This window comes from Acidovorax sp. 99 (assembly GCF_003096455.1).
Classification (GTDB): domain Bacteria; phylum Pseudomonadota; class Gammaproteobacteria; order Burkholderiales; family Burkholderiaceae_C; genus Acidovorax; species Acidovorax delafieldii.
Genome location: NZ_QEKU01000001.1, coordinates 2,565,032 through 2,590,484 on the forward strand (window position 1 = coordinate 2,565,032; position 25,453 = coordinate 2,590,484).

Consider the following 25,453-nt stretch of genomic DNA (forward strand, 5'->3'; position numbering starts at 1 on the left):
GGTGCGCTACGGCCTGGGTGTGTGCGGTTGCATCAGACACGCTGGCCCTGCGCGTTGATGACGACTTCGCCATCCTCCTTGGTGAAGGCACCTTGCTGCGGTGCGGGCAGGATGTCCAGCACCTTCTCAGACGGGCGGCACAGCCGCGTGCCCAGGGGCGTGATCACTATGGGGCGGTTGATGAGGATGGGGTGCTGCAGCATCGCGTCGATGAGCTGCGCGTCGGTGACGCCCGGTGCGTCCAGTTGCAGCTCGGTGAAGATCTCTTCCTTGGTGCGCACGGCGTTGATCACCGGCTCGCCGGTCGCTGCAATCAGCGCTACCAGCGTGGCACGGTCGGACGGGGTCTTGAGGTATTCGATGACCTCGGGCTCCACGCCGCTGTTGCGGATCATGGCGAGGGTGTTGCGGGACGTGCCGCACTTGGGGTTGTGATAAATCGTGATGGCGGTCATGGCGTGCTGGAAAGTACGGAAACAATGGGCGAAAGTTTGCCACTGCGCTGGGGCCAACCCGGCAAATTTTCCAAAGCATTCAGCAGCCGCAGGCCCGCATCGCCCAGCGCTCCGTCGTTGTGCACCTCCAGGCTGGCCGCGCCCGGCGGCGGGCTGTAGGCCAGCGCGCGCTGCACGCGGGCCTCCACCTCTTCGCGCGTCTCGCGGCCCCGCGCCTGCAGACGTTCGCGCAGCACCTGCGGGCTGGCAGTGATGTGCACAGCCACCAGGTCCGGGAAGCGCGCCAGGGCCTCGGGCAGGTAGGCGCGCGAGCCATTGAGCAGCACCCAGTGGCCCTGCGTCAGCGGCGCCAGTTGCGCATGCCGCACGCCGTAACCCAGGCCATTGGCCTGCCAGTGCAGGGCAAAGGCGTGCTCGCTGCACAGCGCAACAAACGCTTGGGGCGAAACGCTGTCATGGGCTTCGCCACCGGACGTGGCGGCACGGCTGATGGTGCGCTGCGCCCAGTGCACGGGGCAAGGCTGGGGCAGGTGCGTGCGCAGCCAGTCCAGCAGGCTGTCCTTGCCCGCTCCCGAGGGGCCCATGCAGTAGACCAGCCGACCGGTGGTCATGCGCCCATCTCCAGGTGGTCCAGCAGCACAAAGTCTGCGCCGGGCGTGGGCTCTGCGAACAAGGCGAGGCTGTTGAACTTCAGGATGGGCAGGTCCGAGAAAAATTCCTGCGCGGCCTCGAACACCAGCGACTGCGTGGGTGCGTCTACCTCCGCCAGGCTACCGGTGAGCGACATGTGGAATCGGAACTCGTCCAGCACAAACGGGTAGCCCCATTGCTGCAGCAGCGCGTCTTGCCGGGCGGTGAGACCGGCTGCGCGGCGGCGTGCCAGGGCGGCTTCGGACAGGGGGGCGGCCAGGGGCTGCAGCGCCGTCACGCAGGTGGCGGCGGTCTCCTGAATCTGCGCATTGGCGGGGTGCAGCGCCGGGGGCACCAGCGCCAGAAAGTCGTCGATGCGTTGCACCTGCAGCGGCGGCAGCACAAAGGGTTGCAGCCCGCGCGCCACCTCCTGCACGGCCTGGTGCAGCGTGATCCAGTCGGTGCCGGGCGCCAGCGCAAACGGCGCCTTGAGCGTGGCGTGCCAGCCGTAGCGGCGAGGCGCTGCGGTCAGGCGGTGCAGTGCGTCTGGTGCCACACCGTCAATGGCGAGCTGCTGCAGCGGCTGCAGCAACGCAGCGCAGCGCCCCAGCCAGTGGCTGCCGGCCAGCCAGCCCAGGCTGCCCGGGTTGGGGGCGAAGTACACGGCATAGCGGTGGTGGGTAGGTGGCATGTCAGGCGTGTTCATTGTGGTCAATCGTCAGTTTCACGCGGTCGCCCGCAAACCAGGCGCGGGCCCATTCGATGGGCGTGCCTGCCAGGTCCACGTTCAGGCTCTCTACCTGCAGCACGGGGCGTGAGGTGGGCTGGCGCAACTGGGCGGCCACTTCGGCGCTCGGCAGCTCGGCGGTGATGCGGCTTTCGCGGCGCGTGTAGTCGGCCACGCCGTGGGCGGTGAAGCCTGCGGTGATGGAGCCCGTTTCGCGCACCACGGCCGCCAGGTTTTCGAAGCGGGGCAGGGGAAAGTAGCGCTCGCTGATGTGCAGGGGCTGGCCCTCGGCGTCGCCCCGCACGCGCAGCGCCAGCAGCGGGCTGCGTGCAGGCACCTGCAGCGCCTTGGCCAGCGCCGCCGTGGCGCGCGTGGTCTGGGCCTGCAGCACCACCAGGCTGCCGCGCAGACCGGCCTGTGCCAGGCCCTGCTGGTGGCGCGTGCGCTTGCCCAGCACCAGGTCCACCGCAAAGTCTTCCACATAGGTGCCGCTGCCCTGCGTGATGCGCACCAGCCCCTGGCTGCACAGGCTGGCGAGCGAACGGCGGATGGTGTGGCGGTTCACGCCGAACTGCTCGGCCAGCGCGTGCTCCGAGGGCAGTCGCTGGCCCGGCGGATAAACGCCGCTGCCGATGGCCTCGGCCAGCTCGGCGGCTATGCGCGTCCAGAAGCTGTCGCGCGCAGGGCGCAGTGGTGGTGCTTGCGGGACCTGCAACGGGGTCGTGAGAGAGGTGGTGCTGGCTGTCATGAAACCTACATGCGCGCTCTTTAAGCTGGCGCCAGTTGTTCAATTTGTCTATACAACTTTCAGGGTACCACTTCCATGTTTCAAGCCTTTGACAACCCGGGGCCGGGCCGCCCACTGGGCCGCGCGCAGTGGATGGCGCTGCTGGCCCGGGCGCCGCTGGGGCTGCTCGAATCTGCCTTGCACGAGCATGCCACGCGCCCCGCGCGCTGGCTGCGTGCGCCCGAGACCGGCCTGATGATGGTGCAGGGCCGCGCTGGCGGAACGGGCGAGCGCTTCAACCTGGGCGAGGTCACCGTCACCCGCTGCGCGCTGCGCGTGGCCGACGCATCGGACGCCGCCGAGGCCACTGTGGGCGTGGCCTACGTGCTGGGCCGCTCACACCGCCAGGTGCAGCTGGCGGCCTTGGCCGATGCGCTGCTGCAGGACCCTGTTCGGCAACCGGTGCTGGACGCACAACTGCTCGAACCCATCCGCGCCCACCTGCGCACCACCCAGGCCGAGCGCCAGGCCCGTGCCGCCAGCACCAAGGTGGACTTCTTCACCGTGGCGCGCGAGAGCGGTGCCGACAACGACGAGGACACCGAATGAGCACGACCCCCTTGGCATCGCTGGGTGCCGGATTTTCGAATGAAGCCTTTGGCAGCCAGGCGGTTTTCCGCGCCGTGCTGCAGGCGCTGTCGCACCCCGGCCTTACGGTGGCGGTAGAGCACGACGCACAGGCTCCCGCCGTGGGGCATGCCGCATCGGCTGCCGTGCTGCTGGCGCTGCTCGACAGCGACTGCACGTTGTGGCTCTCGCCCAAGCTGGCAGCCAGTGATGCCGGTGCCTGGCTGCGCTTTCACACAGGCTGCACTGTGGTGGCCGACGCCGCGCAAGCCCGTTTTGTGTGGGTGGCGCAGGGTGATGCGCTGCCTGCCCTGAACCGTCTGGCCCTGGGCACCGACATCTACCCCGACCAATCAGCGACTTGCGTGGTCGATGTATCGCGTGCCGCCGTCACCACGACGGACGCGAGTGATGCGTGGCACTTGCGCGGCCCCGGCATTCGGGATGTGGCGGCCTTGCAGGTGGATGGTTTGCCCGACGACTTCGAGACCCAGTGGGCGGCCAACCACGCAATGTTCCCGCGCGGTGTGGACTTGTTGCTGGGCACCCCAGACCACATCGTGGGCCTGCCTCGCACCACGCTGGCGACGCGCAGCGCCACTGCCCTTCAGGAGGCTTGAGCATGTACGTAGCCGTCAAAGGCGGAGAAGCCGCCATTCTCAACAGCTACCAGTTGCTGGCCCGCCAGCGCCGGGGCGATGTCTCGCAGCCCGAACTCTCGGTAGCGCAGATCCGCCAGCAGCTCAAGCTGGCGGTGGACCGCGTCATGACCGAGGGATCGGTGTACGACCCCGAGCTTGCGGCCCTTGCCATCAAGCAGGCAGCAGGCGACCTCGTGGAAGCCATTTTCTTGCTGCGCGCCTACCGCGCTACGCTGCCACGCCTGGGCACCACCTGCCCGCTGGACACCAGCCGCATGGCGCTGGACCGGCGCATTTCCGCCACGTTCAAGGACCTGCCGGGTGGCCAGGTGCTGGGCCCCACGTACGACTACACACAGCGCCTGCTGGACTTCAAACTGCTGGCCGAGGGCCCTGGGATGGAGTCTGCGGGCACTGCCGTAGCGCCATCCGCAACACCGCCAAGCCCCACGCCGCGTGTGGTGGACCTGCTCAATCACGAAGGCCTGATCGAGACCCGCCCCGTCCCACCGGGCGACCCTGCGCCCACGGACCTGACCCGCGAGCCTTTGCGTTTTCCCGCCAATCGCGCCACACGCCTGCAAAACCTGGCGCGGGGCGACGAGGGCTTCCTGCTCGCCATGGCGTATTCCACGCAGCGCGGCTATTCGCACTCGCACCCGTTTGTGGGCGAGGTGCGCCTGGGTACGGTGGCGGTGGAGATCGTGCCCGAAGAGCTGGGCTTTGCCATCGACATTGGCGATATCGAGATCACCGAATGCGAGATGGTGAATCAGTTTGCGGGCAGCAAGAGCCAGCCCCCGCAGTTCACGCGCGGCTACGGCCTGGCGTTTGGCCACAGCGAGCGCAAGGCGATGGCCATGGGCCTGGTGGACCGCGCCCTGCGTGCCGATGAGCTGGGTGAGCCGGTGGAGTCGCCCGCGCAGATGCAGGAGTTTGTGCTGGGCCACAGCGACAGCCTCGAAGCCTCGGGCTTTGTGCAGCACCTGAAGCTGCCGCACTACGTGGACTTTCAGTCCGAGCTGGAGCTGGTGCGCAAGATGCGCGCCGCTGCCGCCCACCCCACCACCCCCGCTGAGGAGGATGCCGCATGAACGCACCCCTGGAACCCGCCGTGATGGGCCTGCCCGCCGACGCCGCACCGGTGGACGGTCACTTCAACTTTGCCTACCTGGACGAGCGCACCAAGCGCATGATCCGCCGCGCCATCTTGAAGGCCGTGGCCATCCCCGGCTACCAGGTGCCGTTTGGCTCCCGCGAAATGCCGCTGCCCTATGGCTGGGGCACGGGCGGCATCCAGGTTACCGCGTCCATCATCGGCCCGCAGGACTGCCTCAAGGTCATTGACCAGGGATCGGATGACACCGTCAACGCCGTCAACATCCGTCGCTTCTTCGAGCGCACCACGGCCGTGGAGACCACCACCCGCACACGCGAGGCCACGCTGATCCAGACGCGCCACCGCATCCCCGAGACACCGCTGGCCGAAGGCCAGGTCATCGTCTACCAGGTGCCGGTGCCCGAGCCCATGCAACGCCTGGAGCCGCGCGAGACCGAAACGCGCACTCTGCACGGCCTGGCCGAGTACGGGCTCATGCACGTCAAGCTCTACGAAGACATCGCACGCTACGGCCACATCGCCACCACCTACGACTACCCCGTGCTGGTCAACGGCCGCTATGTGATGGCGCCGTCGCCCATCCCCAAGTTCGACAACCCCAAGATGCACATGAACCCCGCGCTGCAGCTGTTTGGTGCGGGCCGCGAAAAGCGCATCTACGCCGTGCCGCCCTATACGCCGGTGGAGAGCCTGGGTTTTGAGGACCACCCGTTCGAGGTGCAGCGCTGGGATGCTGCCTGCGCGCTGTGTGGCGCCACCGACAGCTTTCTGGACGAGGTCATCATCGACGACCAGGGCGGGCGCATGCATGTCTGCTCCGATTCGGACTACTGCCAGGAGCGCCAGGCGCAGCAGGCCGAAACGGCGCGGGTGGAAGGCGGCGCCGCATGAGCACCGTGCACATCCGCGAAGCCCGGCAGGCAGACCTGGAGAGCGTGCTGGCGCTGTATGCCGCCATTGAAGACAGCCCGGCCGACGTGCTGACCCTGGAAGAAGCCCAGGCCGTGTGGGCCCAGTTCGCCCGCTACCCCAGCTACCGCCTGTGGGTGGCCTGCGACCCCGCGCAGCCCGGCGCCGTGGTGGGCACCTATGCGCTGCTCGTCATGCACAACCTGGCGCACCGGGGCACGCCCTCGGCCATCGTGGAAGACGTGGTGGTGGCACAGGACCAGCAGGGCCGAGGCATTGGCCGGCAGATGATGGCCCACGCCATGCAGCAGGCGCGCGACGCGGGCTGCTACAAGCTCGCGCTCTCGTCCAACGCCCGCCGAAAGGGCGCGCATGCCTTCTATGAATCCCTGGGCTTTGCGCAGCATGGCCTGAGCTTTGTTGTCGAGACCCTCACATGAATCACCCCGAACCTTCTGCGCCGCTGCTCAGCGTGCGCAACGTCAGCAAGCGCTACGGCGACCGCGTGGCGCTGCAAGGCGCGTCCTTTGACCTGTGGCCCGGCGAGGTGCTCGCCGTGGTGGGCGAGTCGGGCTCCGGCAAGTCCACGCTGCTCAACGCCATTGCAGCACGCAGCGCCCCGGACGAAGGCACGGTGCAGTTCCGCCAGCGCAGCGGAGAGCTGCAGGACATCTATGCCATGACCGAAGCGCAGCAGCGTCTGCTGGCCCGCACTGACTGGGGCTTTGTGCACCAGAACGCGGCGGACGGCCTGCGCATGGATGTGTCCGCCGGTGCCAACGTGGGCGAGCGCTTGATGGGCCTGGGCGAGCGCCACTACGGAAAGCTGCGCGCCACGGCCACCGAATGGCTGCAGCGCGTGGAGATCGACGCGGCGCGCATCGACGATGCACCGCACACGTTTTCGGGCGGCATGCGCCAGCGCCTTCAGATTGCGCGCAACCTCGTCACCCAGCCTCGCCTGGTGTTCATGGACGAACCCACCTCGGGCCTCGATGTGTCGGTGCAGGCGCGCCTGCTGGACCTGCTGCGCCAGCTCACGCGGCAGATGCAGTTGGCGGCCATTGTGGTCACGCACGACCTGGCCGTGGCACGCCTGCTGGCCCACCGCATGGTGGTCATGCAACGCGGCCGCGTGGTGGAGGCTGGCCTGACCGACCAGGTACTCGACGACCCGCAACACCCTTACACCCAGCTCCTCGTTTCTTCGGTACTGCAGCCATGAACCAGCCCCCTTCCATTGCGCCCATTCTCCAGATGCAAGGGGTGGCCAAGCGCTTCACCCTGCACCACCAGAACGGCATCGAACTGCCCGTGCTCGCCCAGGTGGACCTGGCCGTGCAGCCCGGTGAATGTGTGGTGCTGGACGGCCCCTCGGGCATGGGCAAGAGCACGCTGCTCAAGATGATCTACGCCAACTACCGGGTCAATGCAGGGAGCATCACCGTGCGCTCGGCCGATGGCGCCGTGGTGGATGTGACGCAGGCCACGCCGCGTGCGCTGGTGCAGCTGCGGCGCGACACCGTGGGTTATGTGAGCCAGTTCCTGCGGGTCATCCCGCGCGTGTCGGCGCTGGACGTGGTGGCCGAGCCACTGGCGGAAGACGCCGGCGACGACCCAGCGGGCATCGAGGCCGCACGCGATACCGCCCGCCAGTGGCTGACCCGCCTGCGCATCCCCGAGCGGCTGTGGCACCTTCCGCCCGCCACCTTCTCGGGCGGGGAGCAGCAGCGCATCAACATTGCCCGCAACATGATCAAGCCCAAGCCGTTGCTGTTGCTGGACGAGCCCACCGCATCGCTCGATGCAGCCAACACCGAGACCGTGATCACCATGATCCGCGAGGCGGTGGCGCGCGGGGCGGCCCTGGTGGGCATTTTTCACGACGCGCAGGTGGGCGCCGCCGTGGCCACGCGCCGCGTGAATGTGGGCGACTTTCGGGGAGCATCGGCATGACCGCGACCGTGTTCAAGAACGCCCGCATGGTGCTGCCGGGCGAAGTGGTTTTGGGCAGCCTGCAGGTGGATGGCGGGCGCATTGCGTCGCTGGATAGTGGGGGCACTGCGGCCCTGCAAGGTATCGACCTGGGGGGCGACTACCTGCTGCCCGGGCTGGTCGAAATCCACACCGACAATTTCGAGCGCCACCTGATGCCGCGACCCAAGGTGCAATGGGCCGAGATGCCCGCACTGCTGGCGCACGACGCCGAGATTGCGGCCGCAGGCATCACGACAGTGCTCGACGCGCTGGGCGTGGGTGAGGCCGATGTGGACAGCCTGCGCGGCAGCGCCTGGAACCGCGTGCTCGACACCATCGACACCTGCACCGAGCGCAACCTGCTGCGGGCCGACCACCACCTGCATGTGCGCTGCGAGCTACCTGCGCCCAACACCATCGACCTGTTCGAGCCCTTCCACGGGCACCCGCGCCTGTCGCTGATTTCGCTGATGGACCACACCCCAGGCCAGCGCCAGTGGGAGAACATCGAGCAGGCACGCACCTACTACACCGGCAAGAAGGGCTGGAGCGCCGAGAAGTTCGAGCGTCAGGTGGCGCACGCGGCCACGCTGCAGGCGCAGTACGCCGAGCCGCACCGCGCGTACTTCGTGGATTACTGCCGCACACACGGCATCTCGCTGGCCAGCCACGACGACACCACGGTGGCCCATGTGGAGCAGGCCCATGCCGAAGGGGCCGCGATGTCGGAGTTCCCGACCACACTGGCCGCAGCCCAGGCTGCGCATGAGCGGGGGCTGCTCACCGTGATGGGCGGGCCCAACGTGGTGCGCGGTGGTTCGCATTCGGGCAACGTGGCGGCGGCCGACTTGGCGCGCAGGGGGCTCTTGGACATCCTCTCGTCCGACTATGTGCCCGGCAGTCTGCTGAGCGCGGTGATGCGGCTGGTACAGGACGACATCCTGCCCCTGCCACAGGCTGTGGCCACCGTCACCCGCAACCCGGCCAAGGCGGCGGGCATGCTGGATCGGGGCGCGCTGGCGCCCGGCCTGCGCGCCGACCTGGTGCAGGTGCACATGGCCGAGCTGCCCGATGGCGGCCGCCAGGCCGTGGTGCGTGGGGTGTGGCGCGAAGGGCAGCGCGTCCTTTAGAGCGCGTGCAAGTCTTTCCTGACATCCAAACTTCTCCCAACTGTCAAAGCACTGTCACGCCCCACTACCACACTCCGGTTGTCTAGACGACTTAACCCCCAGGAGGCTGCCATGACCGCCGCACTGCACATCCACCAACTGAACAAGCATTTCGCCAACGGCAAACACGCCCTGCTTGACATCAACCTCACCGTGCAGCGCGGCGAGATGGTGGCGTTGATCGGTGCCTCGGGCTCGGGCAAGTCCACCCTGCTGCGCCACGTGGCGGGCCTGGTGGTAGCCGATGCGGCCAGCGATTCGCTGATCGAAGTCGATGGTCGCTGCGTGCAGCAGGGCGGGCGCATCCACAGCGACATCCGCAAGGTGCGTTCGCAGGTGGGCTTTGTGTTCCAGCAGTTCAACCTGGTGGACCGCTTGCCGGTGTTGATGAACGTGCTGGTGGGCCTGCTGCACCGCACGCCCTGGTGGCGCGGCTGGCTGCGCATGTTCAAGCCGCAGGAGCGCGCGCTGGCGCTGGAAGCGCTCCACCGCGCGGCCATTGCCCGCACGCTGGTGCAGGGCGCCAAGGTGGTGCTGGCCGACGAGCCCATCGCGTCGCTCGACCCGGAGTCCTCGCGCAAGGTCATGGACATCCTGGCCCGCATCAACCGCGAGGACCGCTGCACTGTCATCGTGTCGCTGCACCAGGTGGATGTGGCCATCAAATACTGCCCCCGCGTGGTGGCCTTGCACCACGGTCAGGTGGTGTACGACGGCCCCTCGGCGGCCCTCACGCCCGCACTGCTGCGCAGCCTGTATGGCGTGCACGCCGACGAAATTCTGGCGGATGCAGCGGGTGCCCCACCCGCACCCGTGCATGCCCCAACACCCGTCCCACAGTGGGCGCCCGCCATGGTCCAGGCCGCCTGAACGGCCTTTTGTTTCTTTTCAATTCCTTTCTCTGGAGTTTTCAACATGTTCAAGAAACTGTGTGCCGCCCTGACGATCGGGCTGGGTTTGACCACGGGCGCGTTGGCCCAGGACATCAACTTCGGCATGATCTCGACCGAGGCCTCGCAAAACCTCAAGGCAGACTGGCAGCCCCTGCTGGATGACATGGCCAAGCAGACCGGTCTGAAGATCAACGCCTTCTTTGCATCCGACTACGCAGGCCTCATCGAAGCCATGCGCTTCAACAAGATGCAGGTGGCTTGGCTGGGCAACAAGTCGGCCATGGAAGCCGTGGACCGCGCCAATGGCGAAGTCTTCGCGCAGATGGTGAACGCAGACGGCACGCAGGGCTACTACTCGCACCTCATCGTGCACAAGGACAGCCCCCTGGCCACCCTGGATGACGTGCTCAAGAACGGCAAGTCGCTGAGCTTTGGCAACGGCGACCCCAACTCCACCTCGGGCTTCCTGGTGCCCGGCTACTACGCCTTTGCACAGAACAAGATCGACGCGAAGACGCACTTCAAGATCACGCGCAGTGCCAACCACGAGACCAACGCGCTGGCCGTGGCCAACAAGCAGGTGGATGTGGCCACCAACAACAGCGAGAACCTGGAGAAGATCAAGGAGCGCCAGCCCGAGAAGTTCAAGGACATCAAGATCGTCTGGACCTCGCCCCTGATTCCGCTGGACCCTCTGGTGATGCGCAAGGACTTGCCCGAGGCCACCAAGACCAAGATCCGCGACTTCTTCTACAACTACGCCAAGACCGATGCGCGCGAGAAGGAGATCGTGATGAAGATCTCCAAGCTCTCGGGCTTCAAGCCATCAACGAACGCACAGCTCACCCCCATCCGCCAGCTGGACCTGTTCGGCAAGCGCAACAAGATCGAGGCCGACGCGACGCTGGCTGATTCTGACAAGAAGACCCGCCTGGCCGAGATCGACCAGCAGCTGGCGTCGTTGAAGTAATCCGTAGGTTTCTTGTTGCGGCCCGGGTGTCTCCATGTCCTCTGCTTTGAATCCCTCGCTGGCCACATTGGCCGGCACCTCGTCGCCCAAGCGCAGCCTGGCCTGGTACCTGTCGTGGGGCATCCTGCTGGTGTTGCTGGCGGCGTCCTGGAAGGGCGCCGACATGCGCCCGTTCGATCTGTGGAACGACTCGGGCAACATGGTCAGCTATGCGGCGGAGTTCTTTCCGCCCAATTTTGCGCAGTGGCAGATCTATGTGCAGGAGATGCTGGTCACACTGCAGATCGCGCTGTGGGGCACGGCGCTGGCGGTGGTCACCGCCGTTCCGCTGGCACTGCTGGCCTCGTCCAACATCGTGCCCTGGTGGATCTACCAGCCGGTGCGCCGCGTGCTGGACGCGTGCCGCGCCATCAACGAAATGGTGTTTGCCATGCTGTTTGTGGTGGCCGTGGGCCTGGGGCCTTTTGCAGGTGTCCTCGCCCTGTGGATCCACACCTCGGGCACCCTGGCCAAGCTGTTCTCCGAAGCCGTGGAGGCGATTGACCCGCAGCCCGTGGAAGGCATCCGCTCCACCGGTGCGAGCGCACTGCACGAAATCATCTATGGCGTGATTCCGCAGGTCATGCCGCTGTGGATCTCGTACACCCTGTACCGCTTCGAGGCCAACGTGCGCTCGGCCTCGGTGGTGGGCATGGTGGGCGCCGGAGGCATTGGGGTGGTGCTGTGGGAAATCATCCGGGGCTTCCAGTACGCCGAGACCTGCGCGGTCATGCTCATCATCGTGGTCACGGTGAGTGTGATTGACCTAGTGTCGGCCCGCATCCGCAAGGCGCTGGTCTGACAAGGAGCACACCATGGCATTGAACCTTGAAGACATTGCCCACCTGCTAGTCACGCGGGGCGTGAACCAGTACGGCCGCGAGGCGGTCAGCCAGCTGGAGCATGCGCTGCAATGTGCACAGTGGGCCGAAAAATCGGGTGAAACCCCGGCCACTGTCGTCGCGGCCTTGCTGCACGACCTGGGGCACCTGCTGGCACCCGGCGGCGACACGGCCGAGCAGGACGACCTGCACCAGTACATGGCCATCCCGTTCTTGCGGGGCCTGCTGCCCGACGCGGTGCTGGAGCCCATCCGCCTGCATGTGGATGCCAAGCGCTACCTGTGCACCATGGAGCCGGGGTACTGGGAGACACTGTCGCCCGCATCGCAGCACAGCCTGGTGCTGCAGGGCGGGCCCTTCACGCCCAAAGAGGCGATGCAGTTTGCGGCCCAGCCCTTTGCGCAGGAGGCCATCCGCCTGCGCCGCTATGACGACCATGCCAAGGTGCCAGGGCTGGTCACGCCCCCGCTGGGCTACTACATGGCGCTGGTGCAGCGGCTGGCGCCAGTTCCAGCGGCGGTTGCCGCTGCGGCTGAACTCGCCCCGGTGGCTGCGTAAACAGCCGCGCGACCAAGCCGAGGCAGCCCCCGCGCGTCAACCTCCCTTGTCGCCATTCACCCAGCCCAGGTCCAGCGGCCGGTCTTCAAACTCGGTATTCAGGACCACGGTGCTCGTGGTGCGCGCCACGCCGGGAATCGCCTTGATCTGGTAGAGCACGTCCTCCAGCCCGCGCGCGTGCGTGGTGCGGATCTTGGCCAGGAAGTCGTGCTCGCCAGCCACGCTGTGCAACTCCTCCACCTGGGGGATACCGCGCAGGCGCGGCGCAATGTCGCGGCAGTGCGCGCCGCCATCGTTGCGGATCGCCACAAACGCGGTGAAGTTCAGCCCCACGCGTTCCGGGTCCACGCTGATGGAAAAGCGGCGGATCACGCCCTTGTCCAGCAGCTTCTTCACGCGCTCGTGCACGGCGGCGGTGGACAGTCCCACCTCGGCCCCCACATCGGCATAGGAACGTCGGCCATCGGCGCCTAGTGCCGAAATAATTCTGGCGTCCATGTCATCTGTCTGAATATTTGCTTGCATAGCCGCTCGATTTTGGTAAAAATTACGAAAACCTTGCGGTTTCCATAAATTATTCGGTCAGGTGAAGAATATGCCGGCAATTTTCAATGCGCAAGCCCGCACACAGCGCAAAGGGGCGGTGGCCATGGCACTGCTGTTGGTCTACATCGTCTGGGGCACTACCTATTTCGCCATTGGTATTGCGCTGCAGAGCATGCCGCCACTGCTGATGAATGCGATCCGCTTTCTGTGTGCAGGGGGGGTGATGCTGCTGATTGCGCTGTGGCAAGGCCATGCATTGCCCACGTGGGTGCAATGGCGCAACTCGGCGGTGGTGGGCGGCTGCATGGTGTTTCTGGCCATGAACCTGATGGGTTTTGCGCAAAAGCTGGGCATTGGCTCGGGCCTGATGGCCACGGTGGTCACCACCATGCCGATGTGGCTGGCGCTGTGGTCGCGCTGGGGCGGCGAGCGCGTGCCGTTCCCCAGCTGGATCGGCCTGGCCCTGGGCGTGGTGGGTGCGCTGCTGCTGGCGCTGGAGGGCGACTTTTCAGCCACCTGGCTCGGTGCGCTGCTGGCCTTTGGTGCACCTCTGTGCTGGAGCGTGGGCTCGTATGCATCGCGCAAGCTGTCGCTACCTGCGCCCGCCATGGCATCGGCCGCGCAGTGGTTTGCGGGGGGCGCCATGGGGCTGGTGGTGGCGTTGTGGTTTGAGCCGTTGAGCGCCCTGGGCCAGGTCACTGCCAAGTCGTGGGCGGCGTGGGTCTATCTGCTGGTGTTTGGCACCTTGGTGGCGCTCAATGCGTACCTGTGGCTGCTGCAGAACACGTCGGCCGCGCTGGCGGGCAGCTATTCGTTTGTGAACCCTGCGGTGGCTTTGCTGGTGGGCGTGGCGCTGGGGGGCGAGCTGCTCACGGGCTGGGTGTTTGCCGCGCTGCCGTTGATTGGGGCGGCGCTGGCGTTCATTCTGTACGGGCAAGCGCTGCAGCGGTGGCTGGAAAAGCTCAGTCCGGGATTACAGCGGTTGCTTCAATCTCGATCTTCGCGCGCTCTTCCATGAGCCCCGCCACCTGCACACACGCCATGGCCGGAAAGTTCTTGCCCAGCACCTCGCGGTAGACCGCACCCAGCTCCTTCAGGCGGCTGTTGTATTCGTTGCGGTCGGTCACATACCAGGTCAGCCGCACCAGGTGCTCGGGGCCCGCACCACCGGCCTCCAGCACCGCCCGCACATTCAACAGCGTCTGCCTCGTTTGGTCGATGAAGTCGTCGCTCTCAAACTGCTGCTGCGCATTCCAGCCGATCTGGCCGCCGGTAAAAACCATCGTTCCGCGCGCGGCCACGCCGTTGGCGTAGCCCTTGGGGGTGACCCAGCCTTCGGGCTGCAAAAGGGTGTTTTTCATCGTCATGTTGTTTTTGTTGCAGTGGGCGATCCGGCGGAGGGTGATGCGGCCGCACCCTGGCGCAGCTTGAAGCGCTGCAGCTTGCCAGTTTCGGTGCGCGGCAGGGCGGTCACAAACTCCACCACGCGCGGGTATTTGAACGGGGCGATGGTGGCCTTCACATGGTCCTGCAAGGTCTTGACCATGGCGGCATCGCCCGTGTGCCCGGGCTTCAAGACGCAGATGGCCTTGACCACCATGCCGCGCTCCTCGTCGGGCACGCCGATCACGCCGCACTCGGCCACGGCCGGGTGGCGCAGCAGGGCGTCTTCCACCTCGGGGCCGCCCACGTTGTAGCCGGCGGTGATGATCATGTCGTCGTCGCGCGCCTGGTAGAAGAAGTAGCCGTCCGCGTCTTGCGTGAACGCATCGCCGGGGTAGTTCCAGCCATCCTTCACGTACTTGGCCTGGCGCGGGTCGTCGAGGTACTTGCAGCCCGTGGGGCCGATCACCGCGAGCTTGCCCACGGTGCCCCGCGGCAGCTCATTACCTTCGTCGTCCACCACCTTGGCGGTGTAGCCGGGCACCACCTTGCCGATGGCGCCGCGCCGGCTCTCACTGCCGGGCGAAGAGATGAAGATGTGGAACATCTCGGTGGCGCCAATGCCGTCCGTCATGTCCAGGCCGGTCGCCTCCTTCCACAGCTGGCGCGTGGCGTCGGGCAGCCCCTCACCCGCGCTCACGCTGGTGCGCAGCTGGGGCAGGCCGATCTGTTTGGCGAACGGTGCCATCTGCCGGTAGAAGGTGGGGGCGGTGTAGCAGATGGTCACGCCCGCGTCGCGCATCAGCCGCACCATGGTTTCGGGGGTGTAGGGCTGGTCGGGGAAGTACACGCTGGCCCCGGCCCACATCGGAAACACCAGCAAGCCGCCCAGGCCAAAGGTGAACGCCAGCGGCGGCGAGCCCGCCACGATGTCATCGTGCGTGGCCTTGAGCACATGGCGCGGCCAGGCCTCGCAGCCTGCCAGCACATCGCGGTGCGTGTGCACGGCTGCCTTGGGGGAGCCTGTGGTGCCCGAGGTGAACGCCATCAGCGCGATGTCGTCCGCCGACGTGGGGCAGGGCGGCGTGGTGCCGGGCTTGCCCTGCGCGCGCTGCAGCAGGTCGGCCGCATCCGGCGCTGTGTGGAAGGGCACGATGGTGGCGAGCACAGGGTGCTGCGCCTGCGCGGCCTGCAGCTCGGCCAGCAGGCGGCCGTCGCACAGTGCCAGCGTGGGCTGGGCGCGGTCGATGATGCTGCCCAGCTCCACCGCGCGCAGCAGCGGCATGGTCGCCACCGCCACCAGCCCCGCGTAGACGGTACCCAGCCAGGCCAGCGCCATCTCCACCGTGTTGCCGCCGCGCAGCAGCACGCGGTTGCCGGGCACGAGGCCGTGGTCCTGCGTCAGCACCTCGGCAATGCGCGCGGCCTCGGTGAGGGCGTCGCGGTAGGTATACGTGCGGTGTGGGCCGCGCAACAGAGGGCGGTCGATGTGGCCCGCACGTTCGGCCTGGTCGAACAGCGCCTGCACCAAGTTGGCCTGGTTGGCGATCTGCAGCTCCGGCAGGTCGTAGCGCAGCGTGGGCCAGGCCTCGGGTGCAGGCAGGCGGTCGTGCACGAAATGGTCGGGCTGGGCGGAGGGCACCGTCATGGTCGTTACTCCTGCAAGAGGCTTTTGCCGATGATGAGTTGCTGCACTTCTGTGGCGCCTTCGTAGATGCGCAGCGAACGGATGTCGCGGTACAGCGATTCGACCTTGCTGCCCACCTCCACGCCGCGCCCGCCGTGCAGCTGCAGCGCCATGTCGATGACGCGCTGGGCGTTTTCAGTGGCGGTCATCTTGGCCATCGCGGCTTCGGCAGTCACGCGCGCCTGGCCCGTGTCGCGCAGCCAGGCCGCGCGGTAGGTGAGCAGCGCGGCGCTGTCCACCAGCGCGGCCATCTCGCCGATCTTGGCCTGCGTGAGCTGGAAGTCCGCCAGCGTCTGGCCGAACATGCGGCGCTGGCGGGCGTGGTGCACGGCCTCGGCCAGTGCGCGGCGCGCCATGCCCAGGGCCGCGGCGGCCACTGATGCGCGGAAGATGTCGAGCGTGCGCATGGCCAGCTTGAAGCCGCCGTTCTCGTCGCCCAGCAGCGCGGTGGCGGGCACGTTGCAGTTGGTGAACTGCAGCGTGGCCAGCGGGTGGGGCGCCATCACATGGATATGACGCGAGGCGTCCAGGCCCGGCGTGTTCGCATCGACGATGAAGGCGCTGATGCCGCGCGTGCCGCCGCTCGGGTTGGTCTTGGCGAACACGCAGTAGAAGTCGGCGATGCCGCCGTTGCTGATCCAGGTTTTGGTGCCGTTCAAGCAAAAAGTGCCTGTAGCGCTAGTCGAATCTGTGCTGGCAGCTATGGTTTGCATAGCGCCCACATCTGACCCCGCCGCGGGCTCGCTCAGCGCGAACGCAGCAATCAGTTCGCCACGCGCCACGCCTTGCAGGTAGTGCGCCTGCTGCGCGGAGCTGCCCGCCAGCGTGATCGCACCGCTGCCCAGCCCCTGCATAGCAAACGCAAAGTCCGCCAGCGGTGAGTGGTAGGCCAGCGTCTCGCGCAGCAGCACCAGCGCGCGCGAGTCGAGCGCGGGCAGCGCGCCGCCGTGTGCGGCGGGCACGCAGTAGCGCAACCAGCCGCCCGCGCCCAGGCGCTGCACCCAGTCGCGGCAGGCGGCGCGGTCGTCGGTTTCATCGACCTGCTGTGCGGCAGCCCAGGGCACCAGGCCCTCGGCCAGCGCGCGGTGGGCTTCGTCGAAGAAGGGCAGGGCCAGGTGCGCCGTGGAGGGCGGGCAGGGGGCCGGGGGCGTTGCAACGTGCATGGCTAGAAGGTGTGGATGAGCCCGGCGTGGCCGAGCAGACTGCGAAAACGCGGCCGATCTAGGCGCAAAGCACAGCCATAGCCTGAGCTATGGCGAGCATTTGCAACGACGAGCGGGTGTGTTTTGGCGGGATGAGCGGGCATGGCGGGTTCGTTCACACCTTCTTAATCTCCCTGAAACACGGGCTTTTGCTTGGCGGCGAACGCTTCGTACGCGCGGCGGAAGTCTTCGGTCTGCATGCAGATGGCCTGCGCCTGCGCCTCGGACTCGATGGCCTGCTCGATGGTCATGCTCCACTCCTGGCTCAGCATGGTCTTGGTCATGCCATGGGCGAAGGTGGGGCCGTCGGCCAGTGCGCGCGCCGTGGCCTGCACGTTGGCCAGCAGGTCAGCGCTCTCATACAAATCGTTGAAGAAGCCCCAGGCCAGGCCCTCGTGCGCCGTCATCGCGCGGCCGGTGAACAGCAGCTCGCTGGCGCGGCCCTGGCCGATCATGCGCGGCAGCAGTGCGCAGGCGCCCATGTCGGCACCGGCCAGGCCCACGCGGGTGAAGAGAAAGGCCGTTTTGGTCGCCTCGGTGCCGTAGCGCATGTCGCAGGCCAGCGCCATCATCGCGCCCGCTCCGGCGCAGATGCCGTCGATGGCGCCCAGCACAGGCTGCGGGCAGGCGCGCATGGCTTTGACCAGGTCGCCCGTCATGCGCGTGAACTCCAGCAGCTCGGGCATGGTCATGGTGGTCAGCGGGCCGATGATCTCGTGCACGTCGCCGCCCGAGCAGAAGTTGCCGCCCGCACCCGTGACCACGATGGCTTTCACATCGGTGGCGAAGCGCAGCGCGTAGAAGAAGTCGCGCAGCTCCGCATAGCTCTGGAAGGTGAGCGGGTTCTTGCGGTCGGGCCGGTTGAGCGTGACGGTGCCCACGCCAGCATCAAAGCTCCATGCGAAATGCTCGGCCACGTAGCGGGCCTCTGGGTTGAACTGCTCGCGCATGGGGTTGCTCGCCCCGATGAAGTGTTTCATTCGGCTGTCTCCAAAGAATTGTTTTGTGTGTGTTCTTTCACCTTGCCCAGCAGGCGGTACAAGGTGGCGATGTCGCGCTCGCCCAGCGTGGCGAAGGCCTCGACGATCCATTGCTCGTGCTGGCGTGCCATGGTGTTGAACTGCTGGCGGCCTTGCGGCGTGAGGCGCACCAGGTACGCGCGGCGGTCGCCTTCCACGTCCAGGCGCTCCACCAGGCCTTCGACTACGAGCTGGTCGGTGATGCCGGTGATGTTGCCGCTCGTCACCATCATGCGGCGCGAGAGTTCCTTCATCTTCATGCCGTCCGGCGCCCGCTCCAGCTGCGCCATCAGGTCGAAGCGCGGCAAGGTGGTGTCGAACTGCGCGCGCAGACGGCTGCGCACCTGCTTTTCGATGAGCTGGGTGCAGGTGAGCAGGCGCAGCCACAGGCGCAGGGCCTCGGGATGTTCGCTGGGGGCGGCGCCGTGCAGGCGGGCTTCGAGGTCCATGGCGGTTTACTCGATTGCTTCTATTTTTGTAGCTGCTGGCGCTTGATTCACTAGCGCTTGTGCCTGCTTTTGCTTGGAAATTTCGCGCAGCATCTGGTCGCGGCCGCTGTGATACTGCACCGGCCAGTCGGTGTGCGCTGCGGCCACGGGGCTCAACTGCGCGGCGGCGTGCAGCGTCCAGGCCGGGTCGGCCAGGTGGGGGCGGGCAATGGCACACAGGTCGGCGCGGCCGGCCGCGATGATGCTGTTGGCGTGGTCGGCCTCGGTGATCGCGCCCACCGCCATGGTGGCAATACCCACCTCGTTGCGGATGCGGTCGGCAAACGGCGTCTGGTACATGCGGCCATACACCGGGCGCGAGTCGCGTGTGGTCTGGCCGGAGGACACGTCGATCAGGTCCGCGCCTGCCGCCTTGAACAAGCGCGCAATGGCGATGGCGTCGTCGGCAGTATTTCCGTCAGGGAGCCAGTCGTGCGCAGAGATACGCACGCTCAGCGGCTTGTCGGCTGGCCACACGGCGCGCAGCGCGGTCAACACTTCGAGCGGGTAGCGGCAGCGGTTTTCCAGGCTGCCGCCGTATTCGTCCTTGCGCTGGTTGGTGGCGGGACTCAAGAAGCTGGCCAGCAAGTAGCCGTGCGCGCAGTGCAGCTCCAGCCAGTCAAAGCCGCAGGCCACGGCGCGGCGGGCGCTGTCTACAAAGGCGGCGGTCACGCGGTCCATGTCGGCGCGGGTCATGGCGGCAGGGGTCTGGTTCTGCGCGCCGTAGGCGATGGGACTGGCGGCCAGCAGGGACCAGTTGCCCGCCTTCAGCGGCTCGTCCGTGCCCTCCCAGCCCACGCGGGTGGAGCCCTTGGGGCCGCTGTGGCCGAGCTGTAGGCCGATCTTGGCCGTGCTGCTGTCGTGCACAAAGTTGACGACGCGCGCAAAGGCGGCTTGTTGTGCGTCGTTCCACAGGCCGGGGCAGGCGGGGGTGATGCGGCCCTCGGGTGTGGGGCTGGTCATCTCCACCATCACCAGCGCAGCGCCGCCGAGGGCGCGCGCGCCCAGGTGCACCAGGTGAAAGTCCTGCGGCACGCCCTCGACTGCGCTGTAGGTGGCCATGGGCGAGACAACGATGCGGTTCTTGAGCGTGAGGCCCTTCAAAGTGAACGGCGTGAGCATGGGCGGAATCGCGGCCTTGCCTCCCGCGAGCCAGGCCTCATAGCCCTCCAGCCACGCGGCATCGCGCAGCCGCAGGTTCTCGTGACTGATGCGCTGGCTGCGCGTGAGCAGCGAATACGTGAACTGCTCCACGGGCATGCCGGCGTAGCGCGCCACGTTTTCAAACCACTCGGTGCTGTTGCGCGCGGCGTTCTGGATCTTGAGCACCTCCACGCTGCGGCGCGCTTCATAGTGCTGCAGCACTTCGTCGATGGGCAGGCCGGTGGCGAACTCGTTGGCGAGGTCGATGGCGTCTTCCAGTGCGAGCTTGGTGCCGCTGCCAATCGAGAAATGCGCCGTGTGCGCTGCGTCGCCCATCAGCACGATGGGCACCTGCTTGCTGCCGATGGCTTCGCGGTGCACCCAGGTGTTGCAGATCACGCGCGGAAAGCGGATCCAGTTGGCCGAGCCGCGCAGGTGCGTGGCGTTGCTGATGAGCGCGTTGCCGTCCAGGTATTGGGCAAACAGCTTTTCGCAGAATGCAATGGCCTCGGGCTGCTCCATCTGGTCCAGGCCGTGGGCCTTCCACACGGCCTCGGGCGTTTCGACGATGAAGGTGGAGGTGTCGGCGTCAAACTGGTAGGCGTGGGCCTGGAACCAGCCATGCTCGGTCTGCTCGAAAGCAAACGTAAAAGCGTCGAACTTTTTCTTGGTGCCCAGCCATACGAAGCGGCACTGGCGCAGATCGATGTCTGGCTGGTAGGTGGCTGCGTAGCGGGTGCGGATGCGGCTGTTGAGGCCGTCGCTGGCGATGACCAGGTCGGCGTTGTACTGCGCAGCCAGCGCCTGGTCGTCGGCCACGTCGGTTTCGAACACCAGCTCCACGCCCACCGCCAGGCACCGGTCCTGCAGGATGTTGAGCAGGCGCTTGCGGCCAATGCCGCAGAAGCCGTGGCCGGTGGAGCGCACGCTGCGCCCCTTGAAGAACACCTCGATATCGTCCCAGTGGTTGAACGCGTCGCCGATCAGGGCTGCCGTGGGCGCGTCGGCCGCCTGCAGGTTGGCCAGCGTCTGGTCCGACAGCACCACCCCCCATCCGAAGGTGTCGAACGGCCGGTTGCGTTCGACCACCGTGACGCGGTGCGCGGGGTTTTGCTGCTTCATGAGCAGTGCGAAGTAGAGACCGGCGGGCCCACCGCCAATGCAGAGGATGTTCATGCCAAAATAGTTTAGGCTTAAACAAAATGCTGTCAATGGGGCCTTCCCGGCGAAACCCCTGATGCCATCGCGGGGTGTTGACGCAGTGCAGCAAATTTCTCAAGATGCGCCGCATGAAGCACTTGCTGCACACCTTGGAGGGGCGGCTCGCGGCCTTGCCGGTGCCGATGGCCGTCCAGTTGCCTGCGGGCCAGCAACTGGGCGCGCCCGAGCCTGCTGTAACGCTGCGCTTTCGTGACCGCATGGCACTGGTGGCGCTGGCCACGGGCGAGATCGGCAATGTGGGGGCTGCCATCGTCGAGGGGCGCGTGGCGCTGGAAGGCGGCATGCGCGACCTGATGGCCGCCGCTGCGGGCCTGTTGACCCGCGACCCGGCCCGCGACCAGCACCATGGCTGGTGGCAGAGGGTGCTGGCAAGGGCGCGGTCGATGGCGGTGCACACGCTGGCGCACGACGCGCGCCATGTGCAGTTTCACTACGACCTGTCGGACGACTTCTACGCGCTGTGGCTGGATCCGCGCCGCGTCTATTCGTGTGCCTACTACCGGTCCCCAGACCTGAGGCTGGCCCAGGCGCAGGAGGCCAAGCTCGACCACATCTGCCGCAAGCTGCAGCTGCAGCCCGGCGACCGGTTCCTGGACATTGGCGCGGGCTGGGGTGGCTTGCTGCTGTGGGCGGCCGAACACTACGGCGTGGATGCCACGGGCATCACGCTGTCGCGCAACCAGCATGCGCATGTGCAGCGGCGCATTGAAGAGCGTGGGCTGCAGGGGCGCGTGCGCATGCAATTGGTGGATTACCGCGAGCTGCAGGTGGAGCAGCCCTTCGACAAGATCGCGTCGGTGGGCATGTTCGAGCATGTGGGCCGCGCACAGATGCTGCGTTACTTTGAAACCGTGGCCCGCCTGCTGCGCCCGGGCGGGCTGGTGCTGAACCACGGCATCACGGCCGGGGGCGCAGACAACGCGCAGCTGGGCGCAGGCATGGGTGACTTTATCGAGCAGTACATCTTCCCCGGCGGCGAGCTTTTGCATGTGAGCGCAGTGTTGCACGACATGGCGCGCGCGGGCCTGGAGATGGTGGACACCGAGAACCTGCGCCCGCACTATGCGCGCACGCTGTGGGCGTGGTCCGACGGGCTCGAAGCCCGATTGCCTGCAGCCCGTGAGGTGCTGGTCGCACAAGGAGGGGAGGAGCAGGGTGATAAGGTCTTGCGTGCGTACCGCCTGTACCTTGCGGGCAGCGCCCTGGGTTTTGAACGTGGCTGGATGGCGCTGCACCAGATGCTGGCCATCAAGCCGGATGGCGACACGGCCAGAGGCCTTTTGCCCGGCGCACAATCGGGCTATCCGTTCACCCGCGACTACATGTATGCGGACCCCGGCAACCTCTTCCGATAGGCCTTGACCATGCTCTACAAGTTCAAATCCCGTGCCACCGCCGACCTGATCATGCTCGAACCCCAGGGGCGCCAGATCGTGACCATCATCGGCAAGACCCCTGGCGCCAGCGGCATCGTGACCGCTGCCCAGATCCCCGGCGCCATTGCCGCGCTGGAGGCGGCCGTGATCGCCGACGAAGCCCAGCCCGAAGCGCAGGAAAACGATGAGGCTGCGGTTGAAGAAATCAACGAGGCTGTGCGCCTGCGCCAGCGCGCTGCGCCGTTCATCGAGATGCTCAAGCGCAGTGCTGCGGCGGACGTGGATGTGGTGTGGGGTGTGTGACCTGATCTCGAGTGCGTCTGCCGCTAGCGAGCGTTGTTAGCTTGGCTGCGTACGTTCGGCTGGCGCCGCAGCCCATGCTCGTGCCACGGCTGATGCGGTGGCGCCAACCATCAATCCACCTTGGCCCCCGACGTCTTCACCACCTGCGCCCACTTCTTGTGCTCGTTGTCGATGTGCTTGGCAAATTCGGCCGGGGTGTTGCCGCCGGGGATGGCGCCTTGTGCCAGAAGCCGCTCCTTCATGGCGGGCGTGGCCAGTGACTTGGCGACCTCCTGCTGGATGCGGTTGACGATGTCGGCGGGTGTGCCCGCCGGGGCCAGCAGACCGAACCAGGAGCTGGCCTCGTAGCCCTTGAGTGTGGGGCCGCCCGCTTGCTCCACGGTGGGCACATCGGGCAGTGCGCCCGAGCGCTCGGAGCTGGTCACGGCCAGCGCGGTGAGCTTGCCGGCCTTGATCTGCGCCATGGACGAGGGCAGGTTGTCGAACATCACGTCCGCATTGCCCGCCACCATGTCCATGAGCGCCGGGCCCGAGCCACGGTAGGGCAGGTGCAACATGAAGGTGCCGGTCATGCTCTTGAACAGCTCGCCGGCCAGATGGATCGACGTGCCGTTGCCGCTGGAGGCCATGTTCATCTTGCCGGGGTTGGCCTTGGCCACCCGGATGAAATCCTGCACGTTGTGAATGCCCTGGGCCTTGGCCTTGTCGGCATTCATCACCATCACATTGGGAACAGCCGCCACCATGGTGATGGGCACAAAGTCCTTGATGGGGTCGTACGGCAGCTTCGCGTACAGCGCACGGTTGATGCCGTGGGTGCCCACGGTGCCCATCAACAGCGTGTAGCCGTCGCCGGGTGACTTGGCGACGATCTCCGCGCCCACATTGCCGCCAGCGCCGGCACGGTTGTCCACGATGAACTGCTGGCCGAAGGCCTTGGACAGCTCGGGCGCCATGGCGCGGGCCAGGATGTCGGTCGTGCCACCGGGCGCAAAGGGCACGACGATGCGCACCGGCTTGGTGGGCCATGCCCCCTGGGCGCGCGCCATGGTGGGCAGCAGCGCCGCCGCGCAGGCCAGTGCCAGCGCACTGGCGGCCAGGGTCAGCGCCTGGCGACGTCGCGCACGAAGTGGGTGCACGGCGACTGTCGCACCGGATGGGCGAGTGGGTGCGTGGAGGGGAATGCGTGCCATGGAGATCGATCCTTGATGTCGGGGAGAGGAGAAAGGTCTGCCCTGGTTCTACGCGCGTTGGTGCATTGGGGGCAGATGGATAACCCCAATCCTGTCGGCGCATGGGATTTGCCAGGCGCTATGTCTTGCGCATGGTGCGAGTAACACCCCACCACACACCCATGAAAAAAGCCGCAACGCGGCGGCTTTTTTGGGGGACTGGCAGGGCTGCGTTCAGACCCCTGCCGGGTGCGGGAGCATCAGTCCGCGTAGGTGCCAGCGGCCTTGATGACGGCGCCCCACTTGTCGATCTCAGCCGCCACAAACTTCTTGTGTTCCGGGCCATCGATGCGCTTGTCGGTGATGACCACAGCGCCCAGGGCTTCCTGCTTCTTGATGAACTCAGGGTCCTTCAGCGCGACCTTGAGGGCTTCGTTGATCTTCTTCTGCACATCGGCTGGCGTGCCCTTGGGGGCGTACAGGCCGTGCCAGATGCTCACGTTGAAGTCCTTCAGACCCGATTCCGCCAGGGTAGGCAGGTCCTTGAGCGCGGGGGTTGTGAGGCGCTTGGCAGTGGTCACGGCGTAGGCCTTTACCTTCTTGCCTTCGATCTGGCTCGTGGTGTTGGTGGTCTGGTCACACAGCAGGTCGATCTGGCCGCCGATCAGGTCGGTGATGGCAGGGGCCGTGCCCTTGTAGGGCACATCGGTCATGTCCGTTTGCAGCGCGGACTTGAACATCAGGCCGCACAGGTGCGACGCAGCGCCCAGGCCGGCGTTGCCCAGGTTGATCTTGCCCTTGTTCTGCTGGATCCAGGCCGTCAACTCCTTGAAGTTGTTGGCTGGCATGGTGGGGCGTGCGATCAGCGTCATGGGCACTTCATTGACCATGCCCAGGTATTCAAAGTCGTTGGGCACGCTGAAGGACAGCTTGCGGTACAGCGCGGGCATGGTGGACATGCCGATGTGGTTGAGCAGCAGCGTGTAGCCATCCGGGTTGGCGCGGGCCACGCGGGCGGCACCGATGGAGCTGCCGGCACCGGCGGTGTTGTCCACCACCACGGTGCCCAGCGGCTTGCGCAGTGCTTCGGCCAGATCGCGGGCCACGCGGTCGGTAGGGCCGCCGGCCGCAAAGGGCACCACGAGTGTGATCGTCTTGTCCTTGGCGGGGAAGTCCTGCGCGTGGGCGCCAAAGGCGGCCACTGCAGCGGCAGCGACGAGGGCGAGTTTCAGCATTGTTTTCATGGGTGCTCCTGTAAATGACGGGCCATGATAGCGAGGGGCATTTCAGCCAACATTGCGGATAGTACGTAGCACACAGGCCGCATGGTCTTTAAGCCAAATGGCCCGGTAGTGCTGGTATTTATTGCCCTGAATGCTACTCAATAGATAGCAAATGTTAGGGTAAACACTGCGGTGCCCCCGTGTGCGAAATGGCCTTGTTTTGCGCTGTCGCAAGGCCGGATGCCCTGTCTGATCGATTGATGTGCACACACATCTTTTGCATGCCGTATGCACATCGCCGGTGCGGTCAGGCACTGCGCCCTGGACTGCGCAGCGAGACCGTCAATAGGCGCCCAGATCGCCTGCCAGTGCGCGCATGCGCACATTCAGGCGGGCGTAACTGCTG

The 25,453-nt window shown here is 66.5% G+C and carries 28 protein-coding genes; 15 read left to right on the plus strand and 13 right to left on the minus strand.

Annotated elements, in window-relative coordinates; genetic code table 11:
- Positions 1-32: 32 nt before the first annotated feature.
- The 4 genes from arsC to phnF are packed head-to-tail and all read right to left on the minus strand — an operon-like array spanning position 33 to position 2,560.
- Positions 33-455, minus strand: coding sequence for an arsenate reductase (glutaredoxin) (arsC, locus tag C8C95_RS12065; protein WP_116748733.1), 423 nt, complete (start codon positions 453-455; stop codon positions 33-35).
- A complete protein-coding gene (gene phnN, locus C8C95_RS12070) occupies positions 452-1,066 on the minus strand; it encodes a phosphonate metabolism protein/1,5-bisphosphokinase (PRPP-forming) PhnN (RefSeq protein WP_116748734.1) in 615 nt (204 codons plus the stop codon). The genes arsC and phnN overlap by 4 nt, the downstream gene beginning before the upstream one ends.
- A complete protein-coding gene (locus C8C95_RS12075) occupies positions 1,063-1,776 on the minus strand; it encodes a DUF1045 domain-containing protein (RefSeq protein ID WP_243415686.1) in 714 nt (237 codons plus the stop codon). The genes phnN and C8C95_RS12075 overlap by 4 nt, the downstream gene beginning before the upstream one ends.
- Before the next feature lies 1 nt (position 1,777).
- Positions 1,778-2,560, minus strand: a complete 783-nt coding sequence (gene phnF, locus C8C95_RS12080) for a phosphonate metabolism transcriptional regulator PhnF (protein WP_116748736.1) — start codon at positions 2,558-2,560, stop codon at positions 1,778-1,780.
- Positions 2,561-2,635: 75 nt separating this feature from the next.
- On the opposite strand from phnF, the gene phnG reads away from it, so the two are divergent.
- The 12 genes from phnG (at position 2,636) to C8C95_RS12140 (ending at position 12,284) form a co-directional block, all read left to right on the plus strand.
- Positions 2,636-3,148, plus strand: a complete 513-nt coding sequence (gene phnG, locus C8C95_RS12085) for a phosphonate C-P lyase system protein PhnG (protein WP_116748737.1) — start codon at positions 2,636-2,638, stop codon at positions 3,146-3,148.
- Positions 3,145-3,786: a phosphonate C-P lyase system protein PhnH gene (phnH, locus tag C8C95_RS12090; RefSeq protein ID WP_116748738.1), complete on the plus strand. Its 642-nt coding sequence runs from the start codon at positions 3,145-3,147 to the stop codon at positions 3,784-3,786. Before phnG ends, phnH begins: the two co-directional genes overlap by 4 nt.
- A 2-nt stretch (positions 3,787-3,788) precedes the next feature.
- On the plus strand, positions 3,789-4,901 hold the full coding sequence (locus C8C95_RS12095; protein ID WP_116748739.1) for a carbon-phosphorus lyase complex subunit PhnI: 1,113 nt from the start codon (positions 3,789-3,791) through the stop codon (positions 4,899-4,901).
- The gene (locus tag C8C95_RS12100; RefSeq protein WP_116748740.1) at positions 4,898-5,818 is read left to right on the plus strand and encodes an alpha-D-ribose 1-methylphosphonate 5-phosphate C-P-lyase PhnJ; all 921 of its coding nucleotides are present in this window, start codon (positions 4,898-4,900) and stop codon (positions 5,816-5,818) included. Before C8C95_RS12095 ends, C8C95_RS12100 begins: the two co-directional genes overlap by 4 nt.
- Entirely contained in the window at positions 5,815-6,276 is a 462-nt protein-coding gene (locus C8C95_RS12105; protein ID WP_116748741.1) for a GNAT family N-acetyltransferase, read from the plus strand. Before C8C95_RS12100 ends, C8C95_RS12105 begins: the two co-directional genes overlap by 4 nt.
- A complete protein-coding gene (gene phnK, locus C8C95_RS12110; RefSeq protein WP_116748742.1) occupies positions 6,273-7,061 on the plus strand; it encodes a phosphonate C-P lyase system protein PhnK in 789 nt (262 codons plus the stop codon). Before C8C95_RS12105 ends, phnK begins: the two co-directional genes overlap by 4 nt.
- Positions 7,058-7,792, plus strand: coding sequence for a phosphonate C-P lyase system protein PhnL (gene phnL / locus C8C95_RS12115; protein WP_116748743.1), 735 nt, complete (start codon positions 7,058-7,060; stop codon positions 7,790-7,792). Before phnK ends, phnL begins: the two co-directional genes overlap by 4 nt.
- Positions 7,789-8,943, plus strand: coding sequence for an alpha-D-ribose 1-methylphosphonate 5-triphosphate diphosphatase (locus C8C95_RS12120; protein WP_116748744.1), 1,155 nt, complete (start codon positions 7,789-7,791; stop codon positions 8,941-8,943). The genes phnL and C8C95_RS12120 overlap by 4 nt, the downstream gene beginning before the upstream one ends.
- Before the next feature lie 111 nt (positions 8,944-9,054).
- Entirely contained in the window at positions 9,055-9,852 is a 798-nt protein-coding gene (locus C8C95_RS12125; protein ID WP_116748745.1) for a phosphonate ABC transporter ATP-binding protein, read from the plus strand.
- A 45-nt stretch (positions 9,853-9,897) separates the two neighbouring features.
- Positions 9,898-10,845: a phosphonate ABC transporter substrate-binding protein gene (gene phnD / locus C8C95_RS12130; RefSeq protein WP_056059741.1), complete on the plus strand. Its 948-nt coding sequence runs from the start codon at positions 9,898-9,900 to the stop codon at positions 10,843-10,845.
- 34 nt (positions 10,846-10,879) lie between these two features.
- A complete protein-coding gene (gene phnE / locus C8C95_RS12135; RefSeq protein ID WP_116748746.1) occupies positions 10,880-11,686 on the plus strand; it encodes a phosphonate ABC transporter, permease protein PhnE in 807 nt (268 codons plus the stop codon).
- Between the two features lie 13 nt (positions 11,687-11,699).
- Positions 11,700-12,284 carry a phosphonate degradation HD-domain oxygenase gene (locus tag C8C95_RS12140; RefSeq protein ID WP_116748747.1) on the plus strand — a complete coding sequence of 195 codons (585 nt, stop codon included), beginning with the start codon at positions 11,700-11,702 and terminating at the stop codon, positions 12,282-12,284.
- A 36-nt stretch (positions 12,285-12,320) separates the two neighbouring features.
- On the opposite strand, the gene C8C95_RS12145 is transcribed toward C8C95_RS12140, so the two are convergent.
- Positions 12,321-12,782, minus strand: a complete 462-nt coding sequence (locus C8C95_RS12145; protein WP_056059735.1) for an Lrp/AsnC family transcriptional regulator — start codon at positions 12,780-12,782, stop codon at positions 12,321-12,323.
- 97 nt (positions 12,783-12,879) lie between these two features.
- Between C8C95_RS12145 and C8C95_RS12150 the strand changes: the two genes are divergently transcribed.
- Positions 12,880-13,848: an EamA family transporter gene (locus tag C8C95_RS12150; RefSeq protein WP_116748748.1), complete on the plus strand. Its 969-nt coding sequence runs from the start codon at positions 12,880-12,882 to the stop codon at positions 13,846-13,848.
- Here the strand turns inward: C8C95_RS12150 and C8C95_RS12155 are convergent.
- The 6 genes from C8C95_RS12155 to C8C95_RS12180 form a co-directional block, all read right to left on the minus strand.
- A complete protein-coding gene (locus tag C8C95_RS12155) occupies positions 13,793-14,191 on the minus strand; it encodes a RidA family protein (protein WP_055400021.1) in 399 nt (132 codons plus the stop codon). The two genes, C8C95_RS12150 and C8C95_RS12155, sit on opposite strands and share 56 nt — an antisense overlap.
- Positions 14,192-14,193: 2 nt before the next feature.
- Positions 14,194-15,861, minus strand: coding sequence for an AMP-binding protein (locus tag C8C95_RS12160; RefSeq protein ID WP_116748749.1), 1,668 nt, complete (start codon positions 15,859-15,861; stop codon positions 14,194-14,196).
- A gap of 5 nt (positions 15,862-15,866) precedes the next feature.
- Positions 15,867-17,063 (minus strand): acyl-CoA dehydrogenase family protein, encoded by a 1,197-nt coding sequence (locus C8C95_RS12165; protein WP_116748750.1) that lies wholly within the window; start codon positions 17,061-17,063, stop codon positions 15,867-15,869.
- 164 nt (positions 17,064-17,227) lie between these two features.
- The gene (locus tag C8C95_RS12170; RefSeq protein ID WP_116748751.1) at positions 17,228-18,082 is read right to left on the minus strand and encodes an enoyl-CoA hydratase family protein; all 855 of its coding nucleotides are present in this window, start codon (positions 18,080-18,082) and stop codon (positions 17,228-17,230) included.
- Complete coding sequence (locus C8C95_RS12175; RefSeq protein WP_116748752.1) at positions 18,079-18,570, minus strand: MarR family transcriptional regulator; 492 nt, start codon at positions 18,568-18,570, stop codon at positions 18,079-18,081. The genes C8C95_RS12170 and C8C95_RS12175 overlap by 4 nt, the downstream gene beginning before the upstream one ends.
- Positions 18,571-18,576: 6 nt before the next feature.
- The gene (locus C8C95_RS12180) at positions 18,577-20,928 is read right to left on the minus strand and encodes a bifunctional salicylyl-CoA 5-hydroxylase/oxidoreductase (protein WP_116748753.1); all 2,352 of its coding nucleotides are present in this window, start codon (positions 20,926-20,928) and stop codon (positions 18,577-18,579) included.
- Positions 20,929-21,041: 113 nt separating this feature from the next.
- Here C8C95_RS12180 and C8C95_RS12185 point away from each other — a divergent pair, with 113 nt between their 5' ends.
- Together C8C95_RS12185 and C8C95_RS12190 are read left to right on the plus strand one after the other, a co-directional pair.
- Positions 21,042-22,328, plus strand: a complete 1,287-nt coding sequence (locus tag C8C95_RS12185; RefSeq protein WP_116750261.1) for a class I SAM-dependent methyltransferase — start codon at positions 21,042-21,044, stop codon at positions 22,326-22,328.
- 9 nt (positions 22,329-22,337) lie between these two features.
- A complete protein-coding gene (locus C8C95_RS12190; RefSeq protein WP_116750262.1) occupies positions 22,338-22,652 on the plus strand; it encodes a DUF1840 domain-containing protein in 315 nt (104 codons plus the stop codon).
- 110 nt (positions 22,653-22,762) lie between these two features.
- On the opposite strand, the gene C8C95_RS12195 is transcribed toward C8C95_RS12190, so the two are convergent.
- Entirely contained in the window at positions 22,763-23,845 is a 1,083-nt protein-coding gene (locus C8C95_RS12195; RefSeq protein ID WP_347707486.1) for a tripartite tricarboxylate transporter substrate binding protein, read from the minus strand.
- Between the two features lie 239 nt (positions 23,846-24,084).
- Positions 24,085-25,068, minus strand: coding sequence for a tripartite tricarboxylate transporter substrate-binding protein (locus C8C95_RS12200; RefSeq protein WP_116748754.1), 984 nt, complete (start codon positions 25,066-25,068; stop codon positions 24,085-24,087).
- Positions 25,069-25,453: the final 385 nt, after the last annotated feature.

What these genes read in the sequence shown, in the direction of transcription:
- arsC (WP_116748733.1), bottom strand. Translation starts at nt 455, where the DNA reads ATGACCGCCATCACGATTTATCACAACCCCAAGTGCGGCACGTCCCGC.
- phnN (WP_116748734.1), bottom strand. Translation starts at nt 1,066, where the DNA reads ATGACCACCGGTCGGCTGGTCTACTGCATGGGCCCCTCGGGAGCGGGC.
- C8C95_RS12075 (WP_243415686.1), bottom strand. Translation starts at nt 1,776, where the DNA reads ATGCCACCTACCCACCACCGCTATGCCGTGTACTTCGCCCCCAACCCG.
- phnF (WP_116748736.1), bottom strand. Translation starts at nt 2,560, where the DNA reads ATGACAGCCAGCACCACCTCTCTCACGACCCCGTTGCAGGTCCCGCAA.
- phnG (WP_116748737.1), top strand. Translation starts at nt 2,636, where the DNA reads ATGTTTCAAGCCTTTGACAACCCGGGGCCGGGCCGCCCACTGGGCCGC.
- phnH (WP_116748738.1), top strand. Translation starts at nt 3,145, where the DNA reads ATGAGCACGACCCCCTTGGCATCGCTGGGTGCCGGATTTTCGAATGAA.
- C8C95_RS12095 (WP_116748739.1), top strand. Translation starts at nt 3,789, where the DNA reads ATGTACGTAGCCGTCAAAGGCGGAGAAGCCGCCATTCTCAACAGCTAC.
- C8C95_RS12100 (WP_116748740.1), top strand. Translation starts at nt 4,898, where the DNA reads ATGAACGCACCCCTGGAACCCGCCGTGATGGGCCTGCCCGCCGACGCC.
- C8C95_RS12105 (WP_116748741.1), top strand. Translation starts at nt 5,815, where the DNA reads ATGAGCACCGTGCACATCCGCGAAGCCCGGCAGGCAGACCTGGAGAGC.
- phnK (WP_116748742.1), top strand. Translation starts at nt 6,273, where the DNA reads ATGAATCACCCCGAACCTTCTGCGCCGCTGCTCAGCGTGCGCAACGTC.
- phnL (WP_116748743.1), top strand. Translation starts at nt 7,058, where the DNA reads ATGAACCAGCCCCCTTCCATTGCGCCCATTCTCCAGATGCAAGGGGTG.
- C8C95_RS12120 (WP_116748744.1), top strand. Translation starts at nt 7,789, where the DNA reads ATGACCGCGACCGTGTTCAAGAACGCCCGCATGGTGCTGCCGGGCGAA.
- C8C95_RS12125 (WP_116748745.1), top strand. Translation starts at nt 9,055, where the DNA reads ATGACCGCCGCACTGCACATCCACCAACTGAACAAGCATTTCGCCAAC.
- phnD (WP_056059741.1), top strand. Translation starts at nt 9,898, where the DNA reads ATGTTCAAGAAACTGTGTGCCGCCCTGACGATCGGGCTGGGTTTGACC.
- phnE (WP_116748746.1), top strand. Translation starts at nt 10,880, where the DNA reads ATGTCCTCTGCTTTGAATCCCTCGCTGGCCACATTGGCCGGCACCTCG.
- C8C95_RS12140 (WP_116748747.1), top strand. Translation starts at nt 11,700, where the DNA reads ATGGCATTGAACCTTGAAGACATTGCCCACCTGCTAGTCACGCGGGGC.
- C8C95_RS12145 (WP_056059735.1), bottom strand. Translation starts at nt 12,782, where the DNA reads ATGGACGCCAGAATTATTTCGGCACTAGGCGCCGATGGCCGACGTTCC.
- C8C95_RS12150 (WP_116748748.1), top strand. Translation starts at nt 12,880, where the DNA reads ATGCCGGCAATTTTCAATGCGCAAGCCCGCACACAGCGCAAAGGGGCG.
- C8C95_RS12155 (WP_055400021.1), bottom strand. Translation starts at nt 14,191, where the DNA reads ATGAAAAACACCCTTTTGCAGCCCGAAGGCTGGGTCACCCCCAAGGGC.
- C8C95_RS12160 (WP_116748749.1), bottom strand. Translation starts at nt 15,861, where the DNA reads ATGACGGTGCCCTCCGCCCAGCCCGACCATTTCGTGCACGACCGCCTG.
- C8C95_RS12165 (WP_116748750.1), bottom strand. Translation starts at nt 17,063, where the DNA reads ATGCACGTTGCAACGCCCCCGGCCCCCTGCCCGCCCTCCACGGCGCAC.
- C8C95_RS12170 (WP_116748751.1), bottom strand. Translation starts at nt 18,082, where the DNA reads ATGAAACACTTCATCGGGGCGAGCAACCCCATGCGCGAGCAGTTCAAC.
- C8C95_RS12175 (WP_116748752.1), bottom strand. Translation starts at nt 18,570, where the DNA reads ATGGACCTCGAAGCCCGCCTGCACGGCGCCGCCCCCAGCGAACATCCC.
- C8C95_RS12180 (WP_116748753.1), bottom strand. Translation starts at nt 20,928, where the DNA reads ATGAACATCCTCTGCATTGGCGGTGGGCCCGCCGGTCTCTACTTCGCA.
- C8C95_RS12185 (WP_116750261.1), top strand. Translation starts at nt 21,042, where the DNA reads ATGAAGCACTTGCTGCACACCTTGGAGGGGCGGCTCGCGGCCTTGCCG.
- C8C95_RS12190 (WP_116750262.1), top strand. Translation starts at nt 22,338, where the DNA reads ATGCTCTACAAGTTCAAATCCCGTGCCACCGCCGACCTGATCATGCTC.
- C8C95_RS12195 (WP_347707486.1), bottom strand. Translation starts at nt 23,845, where the DNA reads ATGGCACGCATTCCCCTCCACGCACCCACTCGCCCATCCGGTGCGACA.
- C8C95_RS12200 (WP_116748754.1), bottom strand. Translation starts at nt 25,068, where the DNA reads ATGAAAACAATGCTGAAACTCGCCCTCGTCGCTGCCGCTGCAGTGGCC.